Origin of the sequence: Pseudomonas fragi, from assembly GCF_900105835.1 — a bacterium.
GTDB lineage: Bacteria > Pseudomonadota > Gammaproteobacteria > Pseudomonadales > Pseudomonadaceae > Aquipseudomonas > Aquipseudomonas fragi.
Window position 1 is genome coordinate 2,716,838 of the sequence record NZ_LT629783.1, and the last position, 22,306, is coordinate 2,739,143.

Consider the following 22,306-nt stretch of genomic DNA (forward strand, 5'->3'; position numbering starts at 1 on the left):
CGTCACTCATTATTGAGCCGCCAGGGCAGTAGCCGGGATATTCAGGTTTTGCCCGATTTTCAGCTCATCGCTTTTCAGGCTGTTGTTCGCCCGCAGCGCCGCCACGCCCACTTGATAGCGCACGGCAATCATCGCCAGGGTTTCGCCGGGGCGAACCGTGTGCTCACGGGCGCCCTGGGCAATCTTGCCGGTGTCACGCAACCAGGCGATATAAGTGCCCGGCGGTGGATTTTGCTGGAAGAACTGACGCACGCCGCTGCTGATCGAGCGGGCCAGCGCTTGCTGGTGGCTGCTCGAGGCCAGTTTGGACGCTTCGTTGGAGTTCGAGATAAACCCGGTTTCGACGAGGATCGACGGAATATCTGGCGACTTGAGCACCATAAACCCGGCCTGCTCCACACGTTGCTTGTGCAGCGGGGTGACCCGGCCGATGTTGCTCAGTACTTTTTGCCCGACATTGAGGCTGGAAGTCAGCGACGCGGTCATCGACAGGTCGAGCAACACGCCCGCCAGCATGCGGTCCTTGTCATCGAGGCTGACGTTGCCGGCACCACCGATCAGGTCGGAACGGTTTTCACTGTCGGCCAGCCAGCGCGCCGTCTCGGACGTCGCACCGCGCTCGGACAGGGCAAACACCGAGGCACCGAAGGCAGCCTTGGACGGTGCCGCGTCAGCGTGGATCGATACAAACAGGTCGGCGCCCTTCTTGCGGGCGATTTCGGTACGGCCACGCAGCGGGATAAAGTAGTCGCCGGTACGCGTCAGCTCGGCCCTGAAGCCTTTCATGCCGTTGATCTGGCGTTGCAGTTCCTTGGCAATGGCCAATACCACGTCTTTTTCACGCTGGCCTGCAGAGCCTGAAGCACCCGGGTCTTCACCGCCGTGGCCGGCATCGATTACCACCACCACGCTGCGCTTGCCACTCGGGATCGGTGGCAGTTTCACGTCAGGCTGGGCAGGTGTCACCGGCACCACTGGCACCGTTGCCACATTGGTGGCCGGCAGGCTTGGCGCCAGATCGGCGCCCTGGTCATAGAGGTCGACCACCAGGCGGTTGCCGTACTGGGCATTGGGCGCCAGCACGAAGCTTTTCGGGGTGACGGCCTTTTTCAGGTCGATCACCACGCGCAAGTCTGTGGGGGTACGCTGCGCCGAGCGCATGCTGGTGATTGGCGTATTGGCCGTTTGCACATTCAGCGGCCCGCCAAGGGTCGCGCCATTGATATCAATCACCAGCCGGTCAGGTGCGGTCAGCGTAAACACGCTGTGCTGCACCGGGCCGGTGAGGTCAAACACCAGCCGTGTGTTGTCCGGCGCCCGCCACAGACGCACGCTCTTGACCTGGGTTGCGGCCACAGCATTGATAGCCATGACACTGAGCAACACACCCACCACACTTACTAACGCGCGAAAGCGCATACCAAACCCCATCATTATTTGTATTCCGGCGCCAATGCGGCACACCAAGACTCGCCACGAGAACCTTGGGGCGTCAGCGTCAGCAAACGCCCGGTGTTATGCGGCCTAATGGTAATGGTCAGGTCAGGCTTTGGCAAAAAGCCTGCACCTTTATCGGGCCACTCGATCAAGCATAGGGCGTCTTCGTCGAAATAATCGCGAATCCCCATATATTCCAGCTCTTCGGGGTCAACCAGCCGGTACAGGTCAAAGTGAAAGGCCCGAATATCGCCAATCTCGTAGGGTTCAACCAATGTGAAGGTCGGGCTTTTCACCGAGCCTGTATGGCCAAGGCCGCGAATCAGGCCGCGTGACAGGGTGGTTTTACCCATGCCCAGGTCGCCGTCCAGAAAGATCAGGCCGTGGCCTTGGGTGACAGTGGCCAGACGTGCGCCAAATGCGGTCATGGCCTCTTCGTCGGCCAGTTGCAGTGTTATTTCGTGCACGGTGCGTGTTCCTCCAACAACTGACGAATGGCTGGAATCAAATCACTGGCCGCCAGCCCACGGCCCAATTGTCCTTGTTGTTCGCCGGCGCGGGCATGCAGCCACACCGCCAGGCACGCCGCATCAAAAGCGCTCATGCCCTGAGCCAGCAGCGCGCCAATCACGCCTGCCAGCACATCCCCCAGACCGGCCGTGGCCATTGCCGGGTGACCGTGATTGCAGATGGCCAACTTGCCATCCAGCCCTGCGATCAGCGTACCCGCCCCTTTAAGGACGCACACCACTGAGTATTTTTTAACCAACGCCCTGGCCGCAGCCGGGCGATCGGCCTGCACTTGCGCAGTCGTAATACCCAATAACCGCGCAGCTTCCCCCGGATGCGGGGTGATCACCGAGCCTGTCGCCAGCGCGATGACTGCGTTGGACAACAGATTAAGCGCATCGGCGTCCCACACCTGCGGGATTTTTGCCTGGGCCGCCGCCGACAACAGGCTGCGCCCCCAGGGGGCCTGCCCCAAACCCGGCCCGACCACCACCACCGAAGCCTGCGCCAGCACGCCCATCAACTGATTGGCCGACGACACGCCGAGGGTCATCACCTCGGGCACACGTACCAGGGCGGCGGGCACATGCTCGGGGCGCGTGGCCAGTGAAACCAGGCCCGCGCCGCAGCGCAGTGCCGCCTGAGCGCTCAGGGTAATCGAGCCGCCAAAACCGCGGTCGCCACCCACCAGCAGCACATGGCCGAACTGGCCTTTATGGGCGGCCGGGTCACGCGCGGGCAGTCGCGCCAGGTGGTCTGCGCGAAGGGCCTGGGGTTCGGTTAACAGGTGTTTGGTCTGCGGCATGCGTCTTGGGCTCCGATGTCTGGCAGAATTATACGCATCTCAGCTCCGGTTTCTCTTGTCCCATGCCTGCTATTACTGCCGACCTCCCCGCTCTCGCCCAGTCCATCAAGGAATGGGGCCGCGAGCTGGGCTTTCAACAAGTCGCCATCGCCGGCCTTGACCTGGGAGAACACGAACACCATCTGCAACGCTGGCTCGATGCTGGCTATCACGGCGACATGGACTACATGGCTGCCCACGGCAGCAAACGCTCGCACCCCGACGAACTGGTGCCCGGCACCTTGCGCGTGGTTTCGCTGCGCATGGACTACCTGCCCGGCGACACCCATATGGCGCAATTGCTGGCCCAACCGGAAAAAGCCTATGTATCGCGCTACGCCCTGGGCCGTGATTACCACAAGCTGATCCGCAAGCGCGTGCAGCAACTGGCCGACCGCATTCAGGCGGATATCGGCCCGTTTGGCTTCCGCGCCTTTGTCGACAGCGCCCCGGTACTGGAAAAGGCCATCGCCCAGCAGGCCGGCCTGGGCTGGATCGGCAAAAACACCCTGGTGCTCAATCGCAAGGCGGGCAGCTACTTTTTCCTGAGCGAGCTGTTTGTCGACTTGCCGCTACCGGTCGACGCCCCCCACGAGACCGAACACTGCGGGCGCTGCACTGCCTGCCTGGACATCTGCCCCACCAATGCTTTTGTCGGGCCTTATGTGCTGGATGCGCGCAAATGCATCTCGTACCTGACCATCGAATTGAAAACCGCGATCCCTGAAGAACTGCGCTCAATGATCGGCAACCGGGTGTTCGGCTGCGATGACTGCCAGATCGTCTGCCCGTGGAACCGCTTTGCCCGCACCACCGGCGAAGGTGACTTCAAGCCACGGCATAACCTGGACAACGCCGGGCTGGCCGAGCTGTTTATGTGGGATGAAGACAAGTTTTTGAGCAGCACCGAAGGTTCGCCGCTGCGCCGGGCGGGGTATGAGCGCTGGTTGCGCAATTTGGCCGTGGGCCTGGGCAATGCGCCGTCGACGATCCCGGTGCTCGAAGCCCTGAATGCGCGGCGCGATTACCCGTCTGAACTGGTACGCGAGCATGTGGAGTGGGCGCTCAGGCAGCATGCAAACCGTTTGCCCTCATCCCAGAGCTGATTTGTGGCGTTACACATATCTGCTTTCGCCTTTAGTCCCCTCTCCCTCCGGGAGAGGGTTAGGGTGAGGGGCTTCGGGGGCTGTCAGTGTTCGTCGTTATAAACGAACTTGGGCATTTCCCAGTTAAAGCGTATCGCCAGCAAGCGCAGCAGCAACCCGCCGAACAAGGTGACGAAAATCGCCTGTTCGTTGGGCATCTCCATATAAGTACACAGCAAGAAACACCACGCCGCAGCAAACGACACGCTGGCATACAGCTCGCGACGGAAGATCAGCGGGATGTCGTTGCAGAAGATGTCGCGCAGGATGCCGCCAAACACCCCGGTAATCACCCCGCTCACCGAAGCCACCAGCATGCCCTGGCCCATTTCCAGGGCGGTCATGCAACCGATCAGGGTAAATGCCACCAGCCCCAGGGCATCGAGCACCAGAAACAGCGAGCGCAGGTGGCGCATCAAGGGCGCGATAAAGATCGTCACCAGCGCGGCAAACGTGGTCAGCACCAGGTATTCCGGGTGCTTGACCCAGGTCAGCGGGTAATGCCCCAGCAGCACGTCGCGCACTGAGCCACCGCCCAGGGCAGTGACGCAGGCGATCAGCACCACCCCGAACCAGTCCATGCCCCGACGCCCGGCAGACAGCGCGCCGGTCATGGCTTCGGCAGTAATGGCAACTAAGTAAAGCATCAGCAACATGGCAGCGATCCTTGCAAGAAGGCGCGCAGTCTACTCTCAGTTGGCATTGGCACCAAAAGGGGGCGGCAAATACAGCTCTTTGTGGGAGCGGGCTTGCTCGCGATGGCTTCGCTGCGGTTGGGCAGATGTACCGAGTCGTTTGCATCGCGAGCAAGCCCGCTCCTACAGGGGAATCAAGGGCAGCTTAGAATTTGATGAAATGCTTGCGATAGTGCTGCAGCTCGGCAATCGACTCGCGAATGTCGTCCAGTGCCAGGTGCGTGCCCTTTTTCACCAGGCTGTCGCGTACTTCAGGGGCCCAGCGTGCTACCAGCTCCTTGAGTGTCGACACATCCAGGTTGCGGTAATGGAAGTAGCTTTCCAGGGCCTTCATGTGGGTGTACAGGAAACGACGATCCTGGCAGATGCTGTTGCCGCAGATCGGCGATTTGCCTTTGGGCACCCACTGCTCCAGAAACGCGAGGGTCTGCGCTTCGGCTTCGGCCATCGTGGTGGTGCTGTCCTTGACCCGCTGGGTCAGGCCGCTGCCGCCGTGGGTGCGGGTGTTCCACTCGTCCATGCGCGCCAGCACGGCATCGCTGTGGTGGATGGCGATCACCGGGCCTTCAGCCAGGGTGTTGAGGTTGCTGTCGGTGACGATGGTGGCCATTTCGATAATGACGTCGTTGTCAGGGTCCAGACCGGTCATTTCCAGGTCGATCCAGATCAGGTTCTGCGCGTTTTGCATAATGGCCTCCAGTGCTTAGGTGCGCAGTTTAGCTTAGGCACGCAGCCCTCGTGCTAAACTCCCCGGCGTTTTACCCTTCTTATCGTTTTATCAACACGGAACACCCATGGCCAAACGCCAGCTCAACCGTCGTCAGAATTGGCGCATCGAAAAGATCCAGGGCGAGCGCGCTGCCCGCGCCGCCAAACGCGAATCCAGTGCCGTCGAAGCGCTTGAAGGCGGCGATTTAGGCCCCGAGCAACTCGGCCTGGTGATCGCGCACTTTGGTGTGCAGGTCGAAGTCGAAGCCCAGGAAGGTGAGCTCAAAGGCCAGATGTTCCGTTGCCACCTGCGCGCCAACCTGCCCGCGCTGGTAACCGGTGACACCGTGGTGTGGCGTGCCGGCAACCAGGGCATCGGCGTGATCGTCGCCCAGTTGCCGCGCAAGACCGAGCTGTGCCGCCCCGACAGCCGTGGCCAGCTCAAGCCGGTTGCGGCCAACGTCGACATGATCGTGATTGTGTTCGCGCCCATGCCCGAGCCGCACGCCAACCTGATCGACCGTTATCTGGTGGCCGCCGAGCATGCCGGGATTCGCCCGCTGCTGCTGCTCAACAAGGCTGACCTGATCGACGAGCAAAACGCACCGGCGCTGAATGCGTTGCTGGGGGTTTATCGTCAACTGGGTTATCCGGTGCTGGAAGTGTCGGCGCATCACGGCGATGGCATGCAGCAGTTGCAGGCGCAACTGGACAGCCATATCAGTGTGTTTGTGGGTCAGTCGGGCGTGGGCAAGTCGTCCCTGGTCAACAGCCTGCTGCCTGAGGTCAACCTGCGGGTCGGGCCGCTGTCCGAGATTTCCGGCCAGGGCACGCACACCACGACCACGGCGCGCCTGTTCCACTTCCCGGGCGGCGGCGATCTGATCGACTCCCCGGGTATTCGTGAGTTCGGCCTGGGCCACGTCAGCCGTGCCGATGTCGAGGCGGGCTTTATCGAGTTCAACGACCTGATCGGCCGTTGCCGCTTCCGCGACTGCAAACACGACCGCGAGCCGGGCTGTGCATTGCTGATGGCCCTGGAAGATGGCCGCGTGCAGCAACAGCGCATGAACAGCTATCGCTCGATCATTGCCAGCTTGCCTGAAAGCAGCTACTAAAGCCCGGATCGGCTTCTGTGGGAGCGGGCTTGCCCGCGATGCAAACGACGCGGTTGTTCAGTAGAACCGCGCCGAAGCTATCGCGAGCAAGCCCGCTCCCACAGTGTTTATGGTGCCTTGTCGTCAAACAGATTCAGCTTCTGGCGCTCTTCATGCATCGGCAGCGGCTGTTTGTCGGCGGGCAACTTGATCGGGTCGACCGCCTTGGGCAGTTCCTGCGGCTTGACCACCTCCGCGCCCTGCTCACCTTCAATTGCCTGCTGGGCCTTTTTGGTCAGCACCACAATGTCGATACGACGGTTGACCGGGTTGTAAGGGTTGGCCTTGTCGAACAGCACTGAAGACGCATACCCCACCACCCGCGCAATCTGCCCATCCGGGTAGCTGCCTGCCACCAGCGCACGCCGCGCCGCATTGGCACGGTTGGCCGACAATTCCCAGTTGCCGTAATCACCGCCGCCCGCGTAAGGCATGGCATCGGTGTGGCCGCTGATGCTGACCTTGTTCGGTACCGCCTTGATGGTGTCCGCCATTGCCAGCAAAATATCTTCGAAGTACGGCTTGAGCCGCGCACTGCCCACATCGAACATCGGCCGGTTTTCGGCATCCATAATCTGGATACGCAGGCCGTCCGGGGTAATTTCAAACAGCAGCTGGTCCTTGAACTTGCGCAACTGCGGGTTTTCTTCAACCTTGTTCTGCAACTCTTGCAGCAACAGTTCGAGGCGCTCTTTCTCAACCTGCTCGGCCATGCTTTCAGCCTGCTCGGCATCGACCTTGATTTTGTCGGGCTGGGGCTGCAGTTTTTCTTCGGGGTTGAGGGTTTTTTCCGGCGCCAGCGCAGGGGTGCCGCCCAGGTCGATAACGTAGGGCGTGCCGCTTTCGCTGAAACCGATCGGGTCCTTGAAATAACCGCCAATGGCGATCTTTTGCTCAGGCGTGGCGGCTGTCATCAGCCACATCACCAGAAAGAACGCCATCATCGCCGTGGCGAAGTCGGCAAAGGCGATTTTCCAGGCGCCACCGTGATGGCCTGCGGCGTAGCGCTTTACGCGCTTGATGATGATGGGCTGGTTGTTTTCCATAGATCAGCGACCGCGAACCACTTGTTCCAGCTCGGAAAAACTGGGCCGGTGCTTGGGGTACAGCACCTTGCGACCAAACTCGACTGCCAGCGACGGCGGCATGCCCGAGGCCGAAGCCACCAGTGAGGCCTTGATCGCTTCGTACACGTTGAGTTCTTCCTTGGCATCGTGAGCCAAAGACGTTGCCAAAGGCCCGAAGAAACCATAAGCAGCCAGAATACCGAAGAAGGTACCTACCAGCGCGGCACCAACGTGCATGCCGATGGCCGCCTGGTCGCCTTCGCCCAGCGAGGCCATGGTCACCACAATACCCAGTACCGCGGCCACGATACCGAAGCCCGGCATGCCGTCGGCAATCCCGGTAACGGCGTGGGAAGGATGCTCCAGCTCTTCCTTGAGGTTATACAGCTCCATGTCGAACAGCCCCTCAAGCTCGTGGGGGGCCATGTTGCCCGATGACATGATGCGCAGGTAATCGCAGATAAACGCGGTCATGCGCTCATCTTTAAGCACGGTGGGGTATTTGGCGAAGATCGGGCTGGCGGCCGCGTCTTCAATGTCGCTCTCGATGGCCATCATGCCTTCGCGACGACTCTTGTTAAGAATCTCGTAAACCAGGCCCAGCACTTCCAGATAAAAAGCGTGGGAAAAACGCGAACCGAACATGCCCAGTGATTTTTTGATCACATGCATGGTCATGTAACCGGGGTTGGCCTGCAGGAATGCGCCAAAGGCCGCGCCGCCGATGATCAAGACCTCGAACGGCTGGATCAGTGCGCCGATCTTGCCGTGGGAAAGCACGTATCCGCCGAGCACGCTCGCGAACACGACGATGATGCCGATAATTTTAGCCATAGATATAAAAGTACTTCTTGGGTCGGTTCAAGGTCATATTCCAGCGTAGCTAAAACTCTTCTTCTCCTTATCGGCGAATCTGCGCCAGACTATAGCCGGTAGAGCCGAAAAGCCATTCGACCCCCACATTGGATGATCATCGCGTCCCCATTATGGCCAACGAAACCAGCGCACCGACATCAACACCCACCACCCTGGATGCCTGGGCGGCCCACCTGGACGCAGTCGACCTGCCGATCCCGCAAGCCAGCCATGCTCGGGTCTTCAAGACAATCAATGACAGTCGCCGCTCGTTGCGCGAAATTGCCGAAGTCATGCAGGACAGCCCGGCGCTGGCGCTGAGGCTGATACGCGAGGCCAACCAGCAAGCGCAAAGCAGCTTGAGCGAGCCTGCCGAAAGCCTTGAAGTGGCCATCAACCGCCTGGGCCTCAAGCGCACCCAGGCGTTGCTCGAACGCGTACCCGCGCTGGCGATAGAAGATATCCCGCTGGCCTACCGGCAAATCCAGCTGATCAGCCAACACGCGGCGCAACAGGCCATAGGCTTGTTCGGCAACCGCCTGGCGCGGCTCTGGCAGGAAATCTACTGGGGCAGTTTGCTGTTTCTGTCGCCGCTGTGGGCCCTGGCACTCACCCACCCACAGCTGCTCGAAGCCTGGGAACGGCGGGTGGTCGAGCACAATGAATGCGCCAAAAAAGTCGAGCTGCAGCTGTTTGGCGTACCGCTGTTTGATATCTGCCGTACCCTGGCCGAGCTGTGGCGCCTGCCCGCCTGGGTGATGCACGGCTACACCGTGATCACCGAAGAGCGCCGCACCCTGGTCAACGTGCTGCATATTGCCCGCGACAGCCATCACCCGCTGCGCCAGCAACAACACCTGGACGCCGACCCCGCGCTGCGGCGCTGGCTCAATCAGCCCGCCAACAGCGTATTGCTGGCCAACTGCCTTGCACTGTCGGCCCAACAGGCCTGGGACAGCCCGCACAACCTGCGCTGGCAGTACGTCACCAGCCTGTACCTGCAAATGCCACTGGACGAAGTCCAGCAGCAAGCGCATCAACAGGCCGCTAGCAGCGCGCGCTATCACTCCACCCCCGACCTTTGGCACCCGGCCCAGGCATTGCTCTGGCCGTGGGATGCGCGCCGCAGCGGGCACAGTTCGCTGGCTGCCCCGCCGCCCTCGGCCGAATCACTGGTTGCCTGGCGCAGGCATTGCGGGCAACTGCTGGCACAACCCAGCGCATTCACCAACCCCATGCACCTGACCACCTGTGCCCGCGACGCCTTGGTGGCCTGCGGCATGCGCCGGGTCATGCTGCTGATGGCTGACAAAACCTCGACCAGCCTGAGTGTTAACCAGATTGCCGGGCTGGCAAAAACGGCCTTCGACCTGAGTGTGAACATCAGCGACAGCACCGCACTGCAACGCTTGATGACACAACCTGCGCAAGTGCGCCTGACGCCCGAAAACAACGCGGTGATCTCCGCCGTCTTGCCCTACGCCCTGCGCAGCCTGTTCCCCGGCGAGCATCTGCTGCTACGCTCGCTGAGCAACAACGGCCGCGTAGTCATGCTGATCCTCGCGGACCAGGGCGGCGGGCCGTTTTCCGAAACCAGCGTGCAGGCATTTGGCAAAACCGCCCAATGCATCGAGAAAGCCCTGAATAGCTTTAGTAGTCGCGGGCGCTAGCGCTACAATCCCCCCCTTTTTTGCTCTGGAGGCTTCACATGCCTGGCTTCTCTGGCTTGCCGTTAGTGATTGAACCGCGCGACCTGCTTGCCCGGCTCGACGCTCCCGAACTGATCCTGGTCGACCTGACCAGCGTTGCGCGTTACGAAGCCGGGCATATTCCGGGGGCTCGCTTCGTCGACCCGAAACGTACGCAACTGGGCTTGCCACCGGCGCCCGGCCTGCTGCCGACGCAGGCGGCGCTGGAAGCGCTGTTCAGTGAGCTGGGCCACAGGCCAGACGCGGTCTATGTGGTGTATGACGACGAAGGCGGTGGTTGGGCCGGGCGGTTTATCTGGTTGCTGGATGTCATCGGCCACAAGGCTTATCACTATCTGGATGGCGGCATTCACAGCTGGATTGCTGAAGGTCTGGCCCTGAGCCATTACCTCCCGGACGCAGCCACGGCTCAGCTTTCGCTGACCCTGCATGACGAACCCACCGCAACCCGCGAGTACCTGCAAAGCCGCCTGGGCGCTGCTGACCTGGCGATCTGGGATGCGCGCAGCGAAGCCGAATACACCGGTGAAAAAGTGCTGGCAGCCAAGGGCGGGCACATCCCCGGGGCGAAGCATCTGGAATGGACCGCCGGCATGGATAAAACCCGCAGCCTGCGTATCCGCACAGACATGGCCCAGATCCTCAAGGACCTGGGCATCACGCCAGACAAAGAAGTGATTACCCACTGCCAGACCCACCACCGTTCTGGCTTTACTTATCTCGTCGCCAAAGCGCTCGGCTATCCGCGCGTCAAAGGCTACGCCGGCTCCTGGGGCGAATGGGGCAACCACCCCGACACCCCCGTCGAGCTACCTGTAAAAAATTAAGGATCTTGAATGAAAAAGCGTTTGTTCCTCCTCAGCCAGTACCTGCTGCCGCATCACCTGCTGTCACGCCTGGCAGGCTGCATTGCCGAATGCCGCGTACGCTGGTTCAAAAATGCGTTCACCAGCTGGTTCGCCAAGCGTTATCAAGTGGACATGTCCCAGGCCCTGGTTGAAGACGTAACCGCCTACGAGCACTTCAACGCCTTCTTCACCCGCGCCCTGAAAGACGGCGCGCGCCCGCTGGATCAAACCCCGGGTGCGGTGTTGAGCCCTGCCGATGGCGCCGTCAGCCAATTGGGCCCGATCGAACACGGCCGTGTATTCCAGGCAAAAGGCCACAGCTACAGCGTGCTGGAACTGGTCGGCGGCGACCCGGCCGTTGCGGCGCAGTTCATGGGCGGTGAGTTCGCCACCATTTACCTGTCGCCCAAGGACTACCACCGCGTTCACATGCCTCTGGCCGGCACCCTGCGCGAGATGATCTACGTGCCGGGCCGCCTGTTCTCGGTCAACCAGACTACCGCCGAAAACGTGCCGGAACTGTTTGCCCGCAACGAACGCGCCGTGTGCATTTTTGACACCGAGCGCGGCCCGATGGCCGTGGTATTGGTCGGTGCCATGATTGTGGCATCGATTGAAACCGTGTTTGCCGGCCTGGTCACCCCGCCGAAACGCGAGCTGAAAACCTTCCGTTACGACGAAGCTGCGCGTGCGCCGATCCACCTGGAGAAAGGTGCCGAGCTGGGTCGCTTCAAACTGGGTTCGACGGCAATCGTGCTGTTTGGCGCGGATCAGGTGAAATGGGCCGAAGGCCTGGCGGCAGGAACGCCGGTGATGATGGGTCAGAAAATGGGCGCACCGGCGCACGCCGAATAACCCAAAACCGTGTGGGAGCGGGCTTGCCCGCGATTGCATCACCTCGGTGAATCAGATGCACCGAGGTGTCAGCATCGCGAGCAAGCCCGCTCCCACAGGTCATTTACAGGGCTGTTTTAGCCCTGGCTGTTACGATCACGCTGGCCCAGCAGGTACAGCACGCCATCCAGACCCAGGGTCGAAATCGCGTGTTTGGCCGACTTCTTCACCAGCGGCTTGGCACGGAATGCCACACCCAGCCCGGCAATCGCCAGCATCGGTAAGTCGTTGGCGCCATCACCGACCGCAATGGTCTGCTCCAGGCTCAAGCCTTCCTTTTGCGTCAGTTCGCGCAGCAAGTCAGCCTTGCGCTGTGCATCCACAATCGGCTCGACTGCAACCCCGGTCACCTTGCCGTCCACCACTTCCAGCTCGTTGGCAAACACATAGTCGATGCCCAGCTTGGCCTGCACCTGCTTGGCGAAGTAGGTGAAACCACCGGACAGGATCGCGGTTTTGTACCCCAGCCGCTTAAGTTCGGCGAACAACACCTCGGCGCCCTCGGTCAGGCGCAGTGAAGCACCGATGGCATCCAGCACGCCCACGTCCAGCCCTTTGAGCAGCGCCATGCGCTCCTTGAAACTGGCCTTGAAGTCCAGCTCACCGGCCATCGCGCGCTCGGTGATGGCCGCTACCTGCTCACCCACGCCGGCGGCCTTGGCCAACTCGTCGATCACTTCGGCTTCAATCAGTGTCGAGTCCATGTCGAACACCGCCAGGCGGCGGTTGCGACGGAACAGGGTGTCTTCCTGCAGGGCAATATCCACACCCAGCTCCTGGGCCAGGTTGAAGAACTCGGCGCGCAGGGCGTCAATGTCCGCAGGCTCGCCGCATACACGCAGCTCGATGCAGCTTTTGCTCGCTTCGGTCGGTGCATCCAGCGGTACACGGCCGGACAGGCGATCGGTCTGCTCGATGTTCAAACCGTGCTGGCTGATCACCGATGTCACACGCTGCAGCTCATGGGCCGTAACCTGGCGGCTCATCAGGGTCACCACATGACGGGTCTGGCTTTGCTCGTTGACCCAGCGCTGGTAATGCTCTTCGCTGATCGGGTCAAAACGCAGTTGCAGGCCCTCTTGGGCGATCAGGGGTTGCAGGTCCTTGAGCACTGCCGAGACTTGCTCGGCGTGTGGAATTTCCACCAGAAAACCCAACGACAAAACGCCATGGATGGCGGCCTGACCGATGTCGAGAATATTCACACCATTGCTGGCCAGTACACCGGTAATGGCCGCAGTGAGACCCGGACGGTCCTCACCGGTGATGTTTATCAGGACGATTTCGCGCAAGGCACACCCCCATTCGCTAAAAAAAACGCATTCTACCCACTTTCAGTGACCATCGGGCACCGCCAAGGCTTTGCCGCCTCTAGGCTGCTCGCTATACTGCGCACCAACTTAACGGACTAAGAGCCGCGCTCAGTGAACCGGCCATCGCCTGTCAAAACCGATAATTTCTTCCTGCTGATCTTCCGGGCCCTGCGTGATCGCCGCGTTCCGCTTGCTCTGCGTATCGCCAGCCATAACGTGATTCTGGTCGCCCTGGCGCTGGTCATCTATGCCGTGGTCATGGGCCTGCAATTCAAGCAGGCCATGCACGAGCAGGCCGACGCCCTGGGCCAGAGCCTGACCACGCAAACCGCCACTTCGGCGACCGAGCTGCTGGTGTCCAACGACATCCTCAGCCTCAACGTGCTGCTCAACAACCTGACCAAAAACCCGCTGGTAGCCCACGCAGCTATCTATAGCGTGGATAACCGCATCCTCGCCGAAGCCGGGCAGCGCCCCAAAAACGGCCTGTTGGGCGAAACCCAGGGGTTGTACCAGACCAAGATCACCTTTCAGGATGTGACCGCCGGGCACCTGCGCATCAGCCTGGACATGAACCAGTTCGAACAGCCGATGACCATCAGCCTGCAGAGCATGGGCATTTTGGCGGCCATCCTGCTGGCCCTGGCATTGGCCCTGAGCTTGCGCCTGGGCCGTCATATCACCACGCCCCTGCTGCAACTGCGGGTCTGGTTGCGCGAACCCGATCCTTATACCCCGGCCATTCAGCGCCAGGACGAGATCGGTGATCTGGCCCGTCAGCTTCACTCGCGCCTTGCCCCACCGGCACCAGAGCCAGAACCCGAGCCAGAACCGGAAGAAGACTACGACGACAGCGACTACGAAGAAGCTGAAGACAACGAGCCGACCTTCGAAGTACGCAACCTGAGCGATCCGTCGTTCGACCAGACCCCGGCTGTACCTGCACCCAAAGCGGTGCCGCGCCAGGTGATCAGCACCGCTGAAGACGACAACGACGACGAAGACCCGTTTGCCGACCTGCGCGATACCGGCACGAGTGCCGCCCCGGCCGCACTGGTCAAGCCGAAACCGGTTAGCCCGGCAACGCCACAGCCCTGCGCCGTACTGGCCGTGCAACTTGGCGCGCAAGAACAACTGCGCCGCCTGCCCCGCGCCCGCCTGATGGAACTGCTGGAGCGCTACCGCGACTGCCTGAACCAGGCGGCCTCGCTGTACCAGAGCGAACTGCACACACTTAACGATGGCAGTACGCTGATGCTGTTCCACAGTGAAGACAGCGGCGACGACTACCTGACCAACGCCATTTGCTGCGGCGAGCTGCTGCGGGCCCTGGGCCATGCCTTGCAGATCGAAGTGGCAGACAGCGGCATCACCCTGCAATTGCAGCTGGGCCTGGTACTGGGCGAAGGTTTGAGCGGCATCAGCCAGATCGACCTGCTGCTGACTGAAACGGCACAAGATGCGCTGGCACTGTCGCAACACAGCCGCAATCTGCTGCTGGTGGAACGCAAGATCAGCGACGATCCGTTGATCCGCCAGCGTGCGCGCATCCGCCCGATTGCCAGCCCTGAAGGCGCCTGCTGTGTCGAGCGCCTGATGGAGCCCTACCCTTCGATGCTGGAGCGCCAGCTGGCGCGGATGCATGAGAGTCGTGGGTAGCCAAGAGCTCCCTCACCACGCCTCTCCCGGAGGGAGAGGGGACTGACCGCACACGGCCTTAGTATCTCCACATATCAGCTCCCTCTCCCTCCGGGAGAGGGTTGGGGTGAGGGGCTTTTTGACCCTCCATAAAAAATCCCGCACATGTGCGGGATTTTTTATGGCCGGTGACGGCCTCAGAAGCGAAACACTTCCATGTCCGTGCGTATCGGCGAAGCCATCGGGATACGAGGTTTATCCGCACCCTGCTTGGGCGCCGCCTTGGTCGGCGCCTTGGGCGCTTCCACCAACGGTGGCTGATTGGCCAACGGCTTGAGTGCCACCGCCAATTGTTCACTCAGTTGCTGCAACAGCTTGCCCTGGGCCTTGACCTGATCCGCCGTGCTGCCCGCGTGCGGCTGCTCCAGGTGGACGATGCGGTTGTCACGCACTTGCCCGCGACGGTCAATCAAGCGCCATTGTGCGTCCAGCACAGCTGGCAGGTCCTTGCCCGAGTCCAGGCGAGTGATCGACAACAGCACCTGCACATCCGGGCTGAAGCCCGCAGGCGCGGGGGCCTGGACCACACGTTGGCTATCGAGGCGCCACGCCAGTTGGCGCACCAGCAACTGATCGATGTCGGCCGACAGGCTGCCAGCCCATCGCCCATCAGTCGCGGCGCTCAAGCTGCCATCGGGCTGGCGCTGCAGCAGGGTTTCACGTTGCAGGTAGTCGGCCACGCTGATCGGGCCAAGTACCACAGCCATGCCGGCGCTTTGCGCGGGCTGGCCGGGGGTGCCGCTGTCCAGCTGGTAAAGGGCCGCCGGCTGGTGCGTGCTGCACCCCGCCAAGCCCAGTACACCGGTCAGCAACGCAATTAAAGGAAGGCGTAGAACGTTCATCATTCCATCCAGGTGGCCGCCATGTGGCGAACCGCAGTGTAATTCTCGAAAGGCTCGCAACGCACATTGCTCTAAGCCGTGCCGCAAACGCGGCATATCATCCGCGAATATCGGGCCTGACTCCAGCGCTGTCGCGCCGATCTGCGCGTAAAAACGCAGATCGGGCACGCTAAACAGGCTTAATTGAGCGTTTCTACCAGCAAAGCGTCTACACGCTGGAAACCACGCGGCAGTTTGTTGCCACGCCGGCCACGCTCACCCTTGTAGTGCTCCAGGTCGTCTGCCTTAAGCGTCAAGGTACGCTTGCCCGCCTGCAATACCAATGCGGCATTGTCTGGAAGCACCGCGATATCGGTGACGTATTCCTCGCGACTGGCCACCCGATCGCCGGGAATGCCGATGATCTTGTTGCCCTTGCCCTTGCCCAGCTGCGGCAAGTCGCTGACCTTGAAAATCAGCAGGCGGCCTTCGGTCGTCACCGCTGCCAGCCAGTTGTGCTCGCGATCGGCCACCGGCCGTGGCTGCATCACCTGCGCACCTTTAGGCAGGCTGAGCAACGCTTTACCCGCCTTGTTCTTGGCCTGCAGGTCTTCACCCTTGACCACAAAACCATAACCGGCATCGGAGGCGATCACATACAACGCGTCGTCTTCCGGCAACAGCACGCACTCGAACGTCGCGCCCGGCGGCGGTGTCAGACGACCGGTCAGCGGTTCGCCCTGGCCACGGGCCGACGGCAAGGTATGCGCGGCCACCGAATAGCTGCGCCCCGTGGAGTCGATAAACACCGCAAACTGATTGGAACGCCCCGCCGCAGCGGTCTTGTACCCGTCCCCCGCTTTATAGGACAGACCGGTCGCGTCAAGGTCATGACCTTTACCGCAACGCACCCAGCCTTTTTCAGACAGAACAACCGTAACCGCTTCAGTCGGCACCAGCTCGTTTTCCGACAGGGCCTTGGCTTCTGCGCGGGCCACGATTGGCGAACGACGGTCATCGCCGTAAGTCTTGGCGTCTTCCAGCAGTTCAGTACGCACCAGCTTTTTCAGCTTGGCTTCGCTGCCCAGCAAGGTTTGCAGCTTGGCTTGCTCTTTACGCAACGCATCCTGCTCGTCGCGCAGCTTCATCTCTTCCAGACGGGCCAATTGGCGCAGGCGCGTATCAAGGATGTAGTCGGCCTGGGTTTCACTCAGGGCAAAACGCGCAATCAGCTCGGCCTTGGGGTGTTCCTCGGTGCGGATGATGTGGATAACTTCATCGAGGTTCAGGTAGGCGGTGAGCAAACCGTCCAACAGGTGCAGGCGCCGCTCGACTTTATCGAGGCGGAACTGCAGGCGGCGGCGCACGGTGTTGACGCGGAACTCCAGCCATTCCACCAGCAGCGCACGCAGGTTTTTCAGCTGCGGCTTGCCGTCCAGGCCGATGATATTGATGTTGACCCGGAACGTGGACTCAAGCTCGGTGACGGCGAACAAGTGCTGCATCAGTTCGTCGAGATCGACTTTATTGTTGCGCGGAATGATCACGATACGGCACGGGTTTTCGTGGTCGGACTCATCGCGCAGGTCGGTGACCATCGCCAACTTGGTCGGCTTGGCCTGCATCAGCGCGGCAATCTGCTCCAGTACCTTGGCACCGGAAACCTGATGCGGCAGCGCGGTAACCACGATGTCACCGTCTTCGACGTGGTACACGGCGCGCATGCGCACCGAACCACGGCCGGTCTGGTAGATCTTCAGCAGGTCGGCGCGCGGGGTGATGATCTCGGCTTCGGTCGGGTAGTCCGGGCCTTGAATATGCTCACACAGTTGCTCGACCGTGGCCTTGGGCTCGTCGAGCAAACGCACGCAGGCCGCCGCCACTTCACGCAGGTTGTGCGGCGGCACGTCGGTGGCCATGCCCACGGCGATACCGGTGGTGCCATTGAGCAGGATATTGGGCAAACGTGCCGGCAACACCGCCGGTTCGTCGAGGGTGCCGTCGAAGTTTGGCACCCAGTCCGCCGTGCCCTGGCCCAGTTCGCTGAGCAGCACTTCGGAGTAACGCGACAAACGCGCCTCGGTGTAACGCATGGCCGCGAACGACTTGGGATCGTCCGGCGCACCCCAGTTGCCCTGGCCGTCGACCAGGGTGTAGCGGTAGCTGAACGGCTGCGCCATCAGCACCATTGCCTCATAGCACGCCGAGTCGCCGTGGGGGTGGAACTTGCCGAGTACGTCACCGACGGTACGCGCCGACTTCTTGTGCTTGGAGTCTGCGTCCAGGCCCAACTCGCTCATGGCGTAGACAATACGCCGCTGTACCGGCTTGAGGCCGTCGCCGATATGCGGCAAGGCCCGGTCCATGATGACGTACATGGAGTAGTTGAGGTAGGCCTGTTCGGTGAAGTCGGCCAGTGACCGGCGTTCTACGCCGTCCAGGCTGAGATCAAGGGAGTCGCTCATGCGGACCTCATTCAGTTCGTTGTCTGGCGCAGCAGCATGGTGCCGCCGCGCTGGGTAAATTCAAGTTTGTTCAGTGCACTCATGCCCAGCAGTACTTGCTCGCCTTCAAGCCCAGGGGCCGCCACTGCACGCACGTCGCGCAATACAATGGCCCCCAGTTGCAGGCGGTCGATGCGGGTCTGGTAACCCTGGGCGCGGCCGTTGGCGGTGTTCAGCGTCACCGGGACGCCTTTGGGCAGGGCCAGTTGCCTGGCCAGGTCCATCGGCACCGCCACATCGGTGGCACCGGTATCGAGTAAAAATTCCACCGGCACGTTGTTGATCCGGCCACTGGCGACAAAATGGCCCTGGGCGTTGCCGAGCAGTTTGACTTCGATATAACCCTCGCCTTGCTGCGAGGTGACTTCAGTATTGGGGTTTTCCTGACGCTGCTCCCAACGCCCGAAAAATTGCGTGGCCAGGTACAGGCCCGCGCACCAGGCCACGATCATGAAGACCCGCCCCACGCCTTTACCCGGTGCTTGCTGGCTCATGGTTTGGCACTCCAGCCACCTTGCGGGGCAGCAAAACGCCAGACGACGGGACGTTTTTCGCCATCGGCGCGGGCATGGTTACCATTGTCGACGCCAACCCAGGCGCCCTTGGCATCCAGGCTCAGGGCCTCGCTGTTGCCGTAGCCGGTGTTGTAGCGCCGAGCATCGGTCAGGGCGTCATTGGCAAATGACCAGCAACGTTCGATGGCGCCCGTGTCCTGGGTGCGCCGGCAAATGCGATAGGCCATGCGCTCAAGGGTAAACAGCTTGCCCTCGAACAGCGCCAGGTCGGCAAAGTCCTTTTGCTGAGCCTTGGCCTTGAGTTGCGCCGGTGGCTGCTCAAGGCCGCCTTCGCTCATCAGCACGCAGCCGTTTTCGCAGTCCCACACACTCTGTTTTTTGCGAATAGTCAGCAAGCCACGGCGCTCACGCTCGGCCGCCAGCCATATCTGATTGCCCTGCGGGTTAACGGCAATACCCTCGAACAGCGCATTGAAATGCAGCAACATGCCGCTGGCACGGGCCTGACGCACCAGCGCCGGGTCGATTTTAAGCCATGAAGGCGCGCCCGCCTGGGGGATTTGCAGCACCGCGGCATGGGCCTCACTGACCACGAAACGGTTGCCCGCCTCATCGCAACTGATCCCTTCAAAATCCAGCTCGCCGCCACGCAGCGGGCTGATGGCCTTGCCCATCATGCGTACGCCCCACGGCAAGCCGCTTTCAGGCGCTGGCGGCACATCAACAGGCAAGACTTCGGCGTGCCACAGTGGCTCGCGTGTATCGAGGCGATAAATCTGATCGTCATCGCGATCAGACACCGCCCACAGCTCACCTGCACACACTGCCAGCCCGGACAGATTGCCACCGCGCATGCCTTCAACCGGATGCTCTGACTGCAACGCCAGCTCTGGCCAGGTATCGGCCATTACCGGCGCAGCACCCAGGCAGAGCAAGCCCAGCAAGGCACTGCGCATCAGGCCAGCACCTGCGCCAGGTTGCCTTTGGATTCGAGCCAGGACTTGCGGTCACCGGCGCGCTTTTTGGCCAGCAGCATATCCATCATTTCCGAAGTGGCGGCGAAGTCTTCCAGGGTCAGTTGCACCAGACGCCGGGTGTTGGGATCCATCGTGGTTTCGCGCAACTGCGGCGGGTTCATCTCACCCAGGCCCTTGAATCGCGTGACCTGCGGCTTGCCGCGTTTTTTCTCGGCTACCAGGCGATCGAGGATGCCGTCGCGCTCGGCTTCGTCCAGGGCGTAGAAAATCTCCTTGCCCAGGTCGATGCGGTACAGCGGCGGCATTGCTACATAAACGTGGCCGGCATCCACCAGCGGGCGGAAGTGCTGCACAAACAAGGCGCAGAGCAAGGTTGCGATGTGCAGGCCGTCGGAGTCGGCGTCGGCCAGGATGCAGATCTTGCCGTAGCGCAACTGGCTCATGTCGGCCGCGCCCGGATCGACACCGATGGCCACAGCGATGTTGTGCACTTCCTGGCTGGCCAGCACTTCGCTGCCGTCGACTTCCCAGGTATTGAGGATCTTGCCGCGCAACGGCAGGATCGCCTGGAATTCCTTGTCCCGCGCCTGCTTGGCCGAGCCGCCTGCAGAATCACCTTCCACCAGGAACAGCTCGGAGCGCATCGGGTCCTGCCCGGCGCAGTCGGCCAGCTTGCCCGGCAAGGCCGGCCCCTGGGTGATGCGCTTGCGCTCAACCTTTTTACTGGCCTTGAGCCTGCGCCCGGCGTTGTTAATCGCCAGTTCCGCCAGTTGCATGCCCAACTCGGGGTTGGCATTGAGCCACAGGCTGAAGGAGTCCTTGATCACGCCCGAGACAAATGCCGCCGCCTCACGGGATGACAAACGCTCCTTGGTCTGACCGGAGAACTGGGGTTCCTGCATTTTCATCGACAGCACGAACGCAATGCGCTCCCACACGTCTTCAGGCGCCAGCTTCACGCCGCGCGGCAGCAGGCTGCGGAACTCGCAAAACTCGCGCATGGCATCGAGCAAACCCTGGCGCAGACCGTTGACGTGAGTGCCGCCCTGGGCAGTGGGGATCAGGTTGACGTAGCTTTCCTGAACGCTGTCACCGCCCTCGGGCAGCCACAGCAAGGCCCAGTCGATGGCTTCCTTGTTACCGGCCAGGCTGCCGCAGAATGGCTCATCGGGCAGGCGTTCAAATTCGCTGACGGCATCGACCAGATACGAACGCAGGCCGTCTTCGTAATGCCACTCGACCTTTTCGTTGGTGTTTTTGTCTTCGAATGTGACCAGCAACCCCGGGCACAGCACAGCCTTGGCCTTGAGCACGTGCTTGAGGCGGCTGACGGAAAACTTGGGTGAATCGAAGTATTTCGGATCCGGCGCGAAGTACACGCTGGTGCCGGTGTTGCGTTTGCCCACGGTGCCGATGATTTCCAGATCGGTGGCTTTATAGCCATCGGCAAAGGTCATCTGGTACTCGTTGCCGTCACGCTTGACCTTGACCCGTACCAGCGTCGACAGCGCGTTGACCACCGAGATGCCCACGCCGTGCAGGCCGCCGGAGAACTGGTAGTTCTTGTTGGAGAACTTGCCGCCAGCGTGGAGCTTGGTGAGGATCAGCTCGACGCCCGGCACACCCTCTTCCGGGTGGATATCCACCGGCATGCCGCGCCCGTCATCGCTGACTTCCAGCGAGTGATCGGCGTGCAGAATGACGTGCACCGCCTTGGCGTGGCCTGCCAGGGCTTCGTCGACACTGTTGTCGATGACTTCCTGGGCCAGGTGGTTGGGCCGACTGGTGTCGGTGTACATGCCGGGGCGTTTGCGCACCGGGTCGAGGCCCGAGAGGACTTCGATGGCGTCGGCGTTATAAGAGCTAGCGCTGGGAGTGGCCATAGGGTCTCGTCGTTAGTCGTAAGTGAAAAAAAGGGCCATTCGACGGGCGCCTTAAAGGGCCGCGAAGTCGATGGTTTGAAACTGTTCGGCGCCGATCCCTGCAAAGTTCAGCAGATCGGGCAATTGCCGGGCAAAGCCCTGATAACTGTGATCACCGCCCGCTTCGATACGCAACGTACACGCCGCGTAGTACTGTTCAGCGTAGCGGTAGTCCAGGGTTTCATCGCCGGTCTGCAACCACACCTGACAGCGCTGCGCGTCCTGGGGGGCTGGCACTTCGAGTTCGGCCAGCGCCTGAACGTGATCGTGGGTCAATTCCCAGGTTTCGCCGCTGTAATGATTGGTTTGCGTACCCAGATAACCGTCGAACATCCGGTGCGGGCTGACGGCCGGGTTGACCAGCAAGGCCTTGAGCCCATGTTGGCGGGCCAACCATGTCGCATAGTAGCCGCCGAGCGAGCTGCCTACCAGCAATGGGCTGCCCAGCTCACGGATTGCGGCCTGCAACTGGGCGATGGCCTGACGCGGGTGATGATGCAGGGCGGGCACGCGCAGTTGCTCGCCAAGGCCCATGCGTTGCATCACCGTAATCAGTTGCGAGGCCTTCTTCGACTCGGGGGCGCTGTTGAAACCGTGGATATACAAGATGGAACCCGACATGCGATGACCCCCGAAGACCCGTTAAGCTGAACACAGCATCAAGAAAGACGCGCAGTTTAGCCTGAC

General features: G+C 61.5%; 20 protein-coding genes. 6 read left to right on the forward strand and 14 right to left on the reverse strand.

Features of this window, described 5'->3' with window-relative positions; translation table 11 throughout:
* Window positions 1–9: 9 nt before the first annotated feature.
* Genes BLU25_RS12405 through BLU25_RS12415 form a run of 3 tightly spaced genes read right to left on the reverse strand, consistent with a single transcriptional unit; the run spans window position 10 to window position 2,752 of the window.
* Entirely contained in the window at window positions 10–1,431 is a 1,422-nt protein-coding gene (locus BLU25_RS12405) for an N-acetylmuramoyl-L-alanine amidase (RefSeq protein ID WP_196884553.1), read from the reverse strand.
* Between the two features lie 2 nt (window positions 1,432–1,433).
* Entirely contained in the window at window positions 1,434–1,904 is a 471-nt protein-coding gene (tsaE, locus tag BLU25_RS12410) for a tRNA (adenosine(37)-N6)-threonylcarbamoyltransferase complex ATPase subunit type 1 TsaE (protein ID WP_016783300.1), read from the reverse strand.
* Window positions 1,892–2,752, reverse strand: coding sequence for an NAD(P)H-hydrate dehydratase (locus BLU25_RS12415; RefSeq protein ID WP_016783299.1), 861 nt, complete (start codon window positions 2,750–2,752; stop codon window positions 1,892–1,894). The genes tsaE and BLU25_RS12415 overlap by 13 nt, the downstream gene beginning before the upstream one ends.
* A 62-nt stretch (window positions 2,753–2,814) precedes the next feature.
* Between BLU25_RS12415 and queG the strand changes: the two genes are divergently transcribed.
* The gene (gene queG / locus BLU25_RS12420; protein ID WP_016783298.1) at window positions 2,815–3,897 is read left to right on the forward strand and encodes a tRNA epoxyqueuosine(34) reductase QueG; all 1,083 of its coding nucleotides are present in this window, start codon (window positions 2,815–2,817) and stop codon (window positions 3,895–3,897) included.
* Window positions 3,898–3,980: 83 nt separating this feature from the next.
* On the opposite strand, the gene BLU25_RS12425 is transcribed toward queG, so the two are convergent.
* Window positions 3,981–4,592, reverse strand: coding sequence for a trimeric intracellular cation channel family protein (locus tag BLU25_RS12425; protein ID WP_016783297.1), 612 nt, complete (start codon window positions 4,590–4,592; stop codon window positions 3,981–3,983).
* Between the two features lie 184 nt (window positions 4,593–4,776).
* Window positions 4,777–5,319 carry an oligoribonuclease gene (gene orn, locus BLU25_RS12430; RefSeq protein WP_016783296.1) on the reverse strand — a complete coding sequence of 181 codons (543 nt, stop codon included), beginning with the start codon at window positions 5,317–5,319 and terminating at the stop codon, window positions 4,777–4,779.
* A gap of 106 nt (window positions 5,320–5,425) precedes the next feature.
* Between orn and rsgA the strand changes: the two genes are divergently transcribed.
* Entirely contained in the window at window positions 5,426–6,457 is a 1,032-nt protein-coding gene (gene rsgA / locus BLU25_RS12435) for a small ribosomal subunit biogenesis GTPase RsgA (protein WP_016783295.1), read from the forward strand.
* Between the two features lie 107 nt (window positions 6,458–6,564).
* On the opposite strand, the gene motB is transcribed toward rsgA, so the two are convergent.
* Together motB and motA are read right to left on the reverse strand one after the other, a co-directional pair.
* Window positions 6,565–7,542, reverse strand: a complete 978-nt coding sequence (gene motB / locus BLU25_RS12440; RefSeq protein WP_016783294.1) for a flagellar motor protein MotB — start codon at window positions 7,540–7,542, stop codon at window positions 6,565–6,567.
* Window positions 7,543–7,545: 3 nt separating this feature from the next.
* Complete coding sequence (gene motA, locus BLU25_RS12445) at window positions 7,546–8,397, reverse strand: flagellar motor stator protein MotA (protein ID WP_016783293.1); 852 nt, start codon at window positions 8,395–8,397, stop codon at window positions 7,546–7,548.
* 152 nt (window positions 8,398–8,549) lie between these two features.
* On the opposite strand from motA, the gene BLU25_RS12450 reads away from it, so the two are divergent.
* The 3 genes from BLU25_RS12450 to asd are packed head-to-tail and all read left to right on the forward strand — an operon-like array spanning window position 8,550 to window position 11,830.
* A complete protein-coding gene (locus BLU25_RS12450; RefSeq protein ID WP_016783292.1) occupies window positions 8,550–10,088 on the forward strand; it encodes an HDOD domain-containing protein in 1,539 nt (512 codons plus the stop codon).
* A gap of 38 nt (window positions 10,089–10,126) precedes the next feature.
* Complete coding sequence (locus BLU25_RS12455) at window positions 10,127–10,954, forward strand: rhodanese-like domain-containing protein (RefSeq protein WP_016783291.1); 828 nt, start codon at window positions 10,127–10,129, stop codon at window positions 10,952–10,954.
* A 9-nt stretch (window positions 10,955–10,963) separates the two neighbouring features.
* Window positions 10,964–11,830 (forward strand): archaetidylserine decarboxylase, encoded by an 867-nt coding sequence (gene asd / locus BLU25_RS12460; RefSeq protein ID WP_016783290.1) that lies wholly within the window; start codon window positions 10,964–10,966, stop codon window positions 11,828–11,830.
* 116 nt (window positions 11,831–11,946) lie between these two features.
* Here asd and serB read toward each other — a convergent pair whose 3' ends face one another.
* Entirely contained in the window at window positions 11,947–13,161 is a 1,215-nt protein-coding gene (serB, locus tag BLU25_RS12465; RefSeq protein WP_016783289.1) for a phosphoserine phosphatase SerB, read from the reverse strand.
* 132 nt (window positions 13,162–13,293) lie between these two features.
* Between serB and BLU25_RS12470 the strand changes: the two genes are divergently transcribed.
* Window positions 13,294–14,841 carry an AhpA/YtjB family protein gene (locus BLU25_RS12470; protein WP_016783288.1) on the forward strand — a complete coding sequence of 516 codons (1,548 nt, stop codon included), beginning with the start codon at window positions 13,294–13,296 and terminating at the stop codon, window positions 14,839–14,841.
* Window positions 14,842–15,017: 176 nt separating this feature from the next.
* On the opposite strand, the gene BLU25_RS12475 is transcribed toward BLU25_RS12470, so the two are convergent.
* The 6 genes from BLU25_RS12475 to BLU25_RS12500 form a co-directional block, all read right to left on the reverse strand.
* Entirely contained in the window at window positions 15,018–15,722 is a 705-nt protein-coding gene (locus BLU25_RS12475) for a PqiC family protein (RefSeq protein WP_029611705.1), read from the reverse strand.
* A 179-nt stretch (window positions 15,723–15,901) separates the two neighbouring features.
* Window positions 15,902–18,166, reverse strand: coding sequence for a DNA topoisomerase IV subunit A (parC, locus tag BLU25_RS12480; RefSeq protein WP_083369659.1), 2,265 nt, complete (start codon window positions 18,164–18,166; stop codon window positions 15,902–15,904).
* Between the two features lie 11 nt (window positions 18,167–18,177).
* A complete protein-coding gene (locus tag BLU25_RS12485) occupies window positions 18,178–18,699 on the reverse strand; it encodes a retropepsin-like aspartic protease family protein (RefSeq protein WP_016783285.1) in 522 nt (173 codons plus the stop codon).
* A complete protein-coding gene (locus BLU25_RS12490; RefSeq protein WP_016783284.1) occupies window positions 18,696–19,676 on the reverse strand; it encodes an esterase-like activity of phytase family protein in 981 nt (326 codons plus the stop codon). Before BLU25_RS12490 ends, BLU25_RS12485 begins: the two co-directional genes overlap by 4 nt.
* Window positions 19,676–21,580 carry a DNA topoisomerase IV subunit B gene (parE, locus tag BLU25_RS12495; RefSeq protein WP_016783283.1) on the reverse strand — a complete coding sequence of 635 codons (1,905 nt, stop codon included), beginning with the start codon at window positions 21,578–21,580 and terminating at the stop codon, window positions 19,676–19,678. Before parE ends, BLU25_RS12490 begins: the two co-directional genes overlap by 1 nt.
* Window positions 21,581–21,631: 51 nt before the next feature.
* The gene (locus tag BLU25_RS12500; protein WP_016783282.1) at window positions 21,632–22,240 is read right to left on the reverse strand and encodes a YqiA/YcfP family alpha/beta fold hydrolase; all 609 of its coding nucleotides are present in this window, start codon (window positions 22,238–22,240) and stop codon (window positions 21,632–21,634) included.
* Between the last annotated feature and the right edge of the window lie 66 nt (window positions 22,241–22,306).

Coding starts and splice junctions, on each gene's coding strand:
- parC (WP_083369659.1), bottom strand. CDS start 18,166: ATGAGCGACTCCCTTGATCTCAGCCTGGACGGCGTAGAACGCCGGTCA.
- rsgA (WP_016783295.1), top strand. CDS start 5,426: ATGGCCAAACGCCAGCTCAACCGTCGTCAGAATTGGCGCATCGAAAAG.
- BLU25_RS12490 (WP_016783284.1), bottom strand. CDS start 19,676: ATGCGCAGTGCCTTGCTGGGCTTGCTCTGCCTGGGTGCTGCGCCGGTA.
- BLU25_RS12415 (WP_016783299.1), bottom strand. CDS start 2,752: ATGCCGCAGACCAAACACCTGTTAACCGAACCCCAGGCCCTTCGCGCA.
- queG (WP_016783298.1), top strand. CDS start 2,815: ATGCCTGCTATTACTGCCGACCTCCCCGCTCTCGCCCAGTCCATCAAG.
- BLU25_RS12455 (WP_016783291.1), top strand. CDS start 10,127: ATGCCTGGCTTCTCTGGCTTGCCGTTAGTGATTGAACCGCGCGACCTG.
- BLU25_RS12485 (WP_016783285.1), bottom strand. CDS start 18,699: ATGAGCCAGCAAGCACCGGGTAAAGGCGTGGGGCGGGTCTTCATGATC.
- BLU25_RS12475 (WP_029611705.1), bottom strand. CDS start 15,722: ATGAACGTTCTACGCCTTCCTTTAATTGCGTTGCTGACCGGTGTACTG.
- BLU25_RS12405 (WP_196884553.1), bottom strand. CDS start 1,431: ATGGGGTTTGGTATGCGCTTTCGCGCGTTAGTAAGTGTGGTGGGTGTG.
- asd (WP_016783290.1), top strand. CDS start 10,964: ATGAAAAAGCGTTTGTTCCTCCTCAGCCAGTACCTGCTGCCGCATCAC.
- motA (WP_016783293.1), bottom strand. CDS start 8,397: ATGGCTAAAATTATCGGCATCATCGTCGTGTTCGCGAGCGTGCTCGGC.
- BLU25_RS12450 (WP_016783292.1), top strand. CDS start 8,550: ATGGCCAACGAAACCAGCGCACCGACATCAACACCCACCACCCTGGAT.
- orn (WP_016783296.1), bottom strand. CDS start 5,319: ATGCAAAACGCGCAGAACCTGATCTGGATCGACCTGGAAATGACCGGT.
- motB (WP_016783294.1), bottom strand. CDS start 7,542: ATGGAAAACAACCAGCCCATCATCATCAAGCGCGTAAAGCGCTACGCC.
- parE (WP_016783283.1), bottom strand. CDS start 21,580: ATGGCCACTCCCAGCGCTAGCTCTTATAACGCCGACGCCATCGAAGTC.
- BLU25_RS12425 (WP_016783297.1), bottom strand. CDS start 4,592: ATGTTGCTGATGCTTTACTTAGTTGCCATTACTGCCGAAGCCATGACC.
- BLU25_RS12500 (WP_016783282.1), bottom strand. CDS start 22,240: ATGTCGGGTTCCATCTTGTATATCCACGGTTTCAACAGCGCCCCCGAG.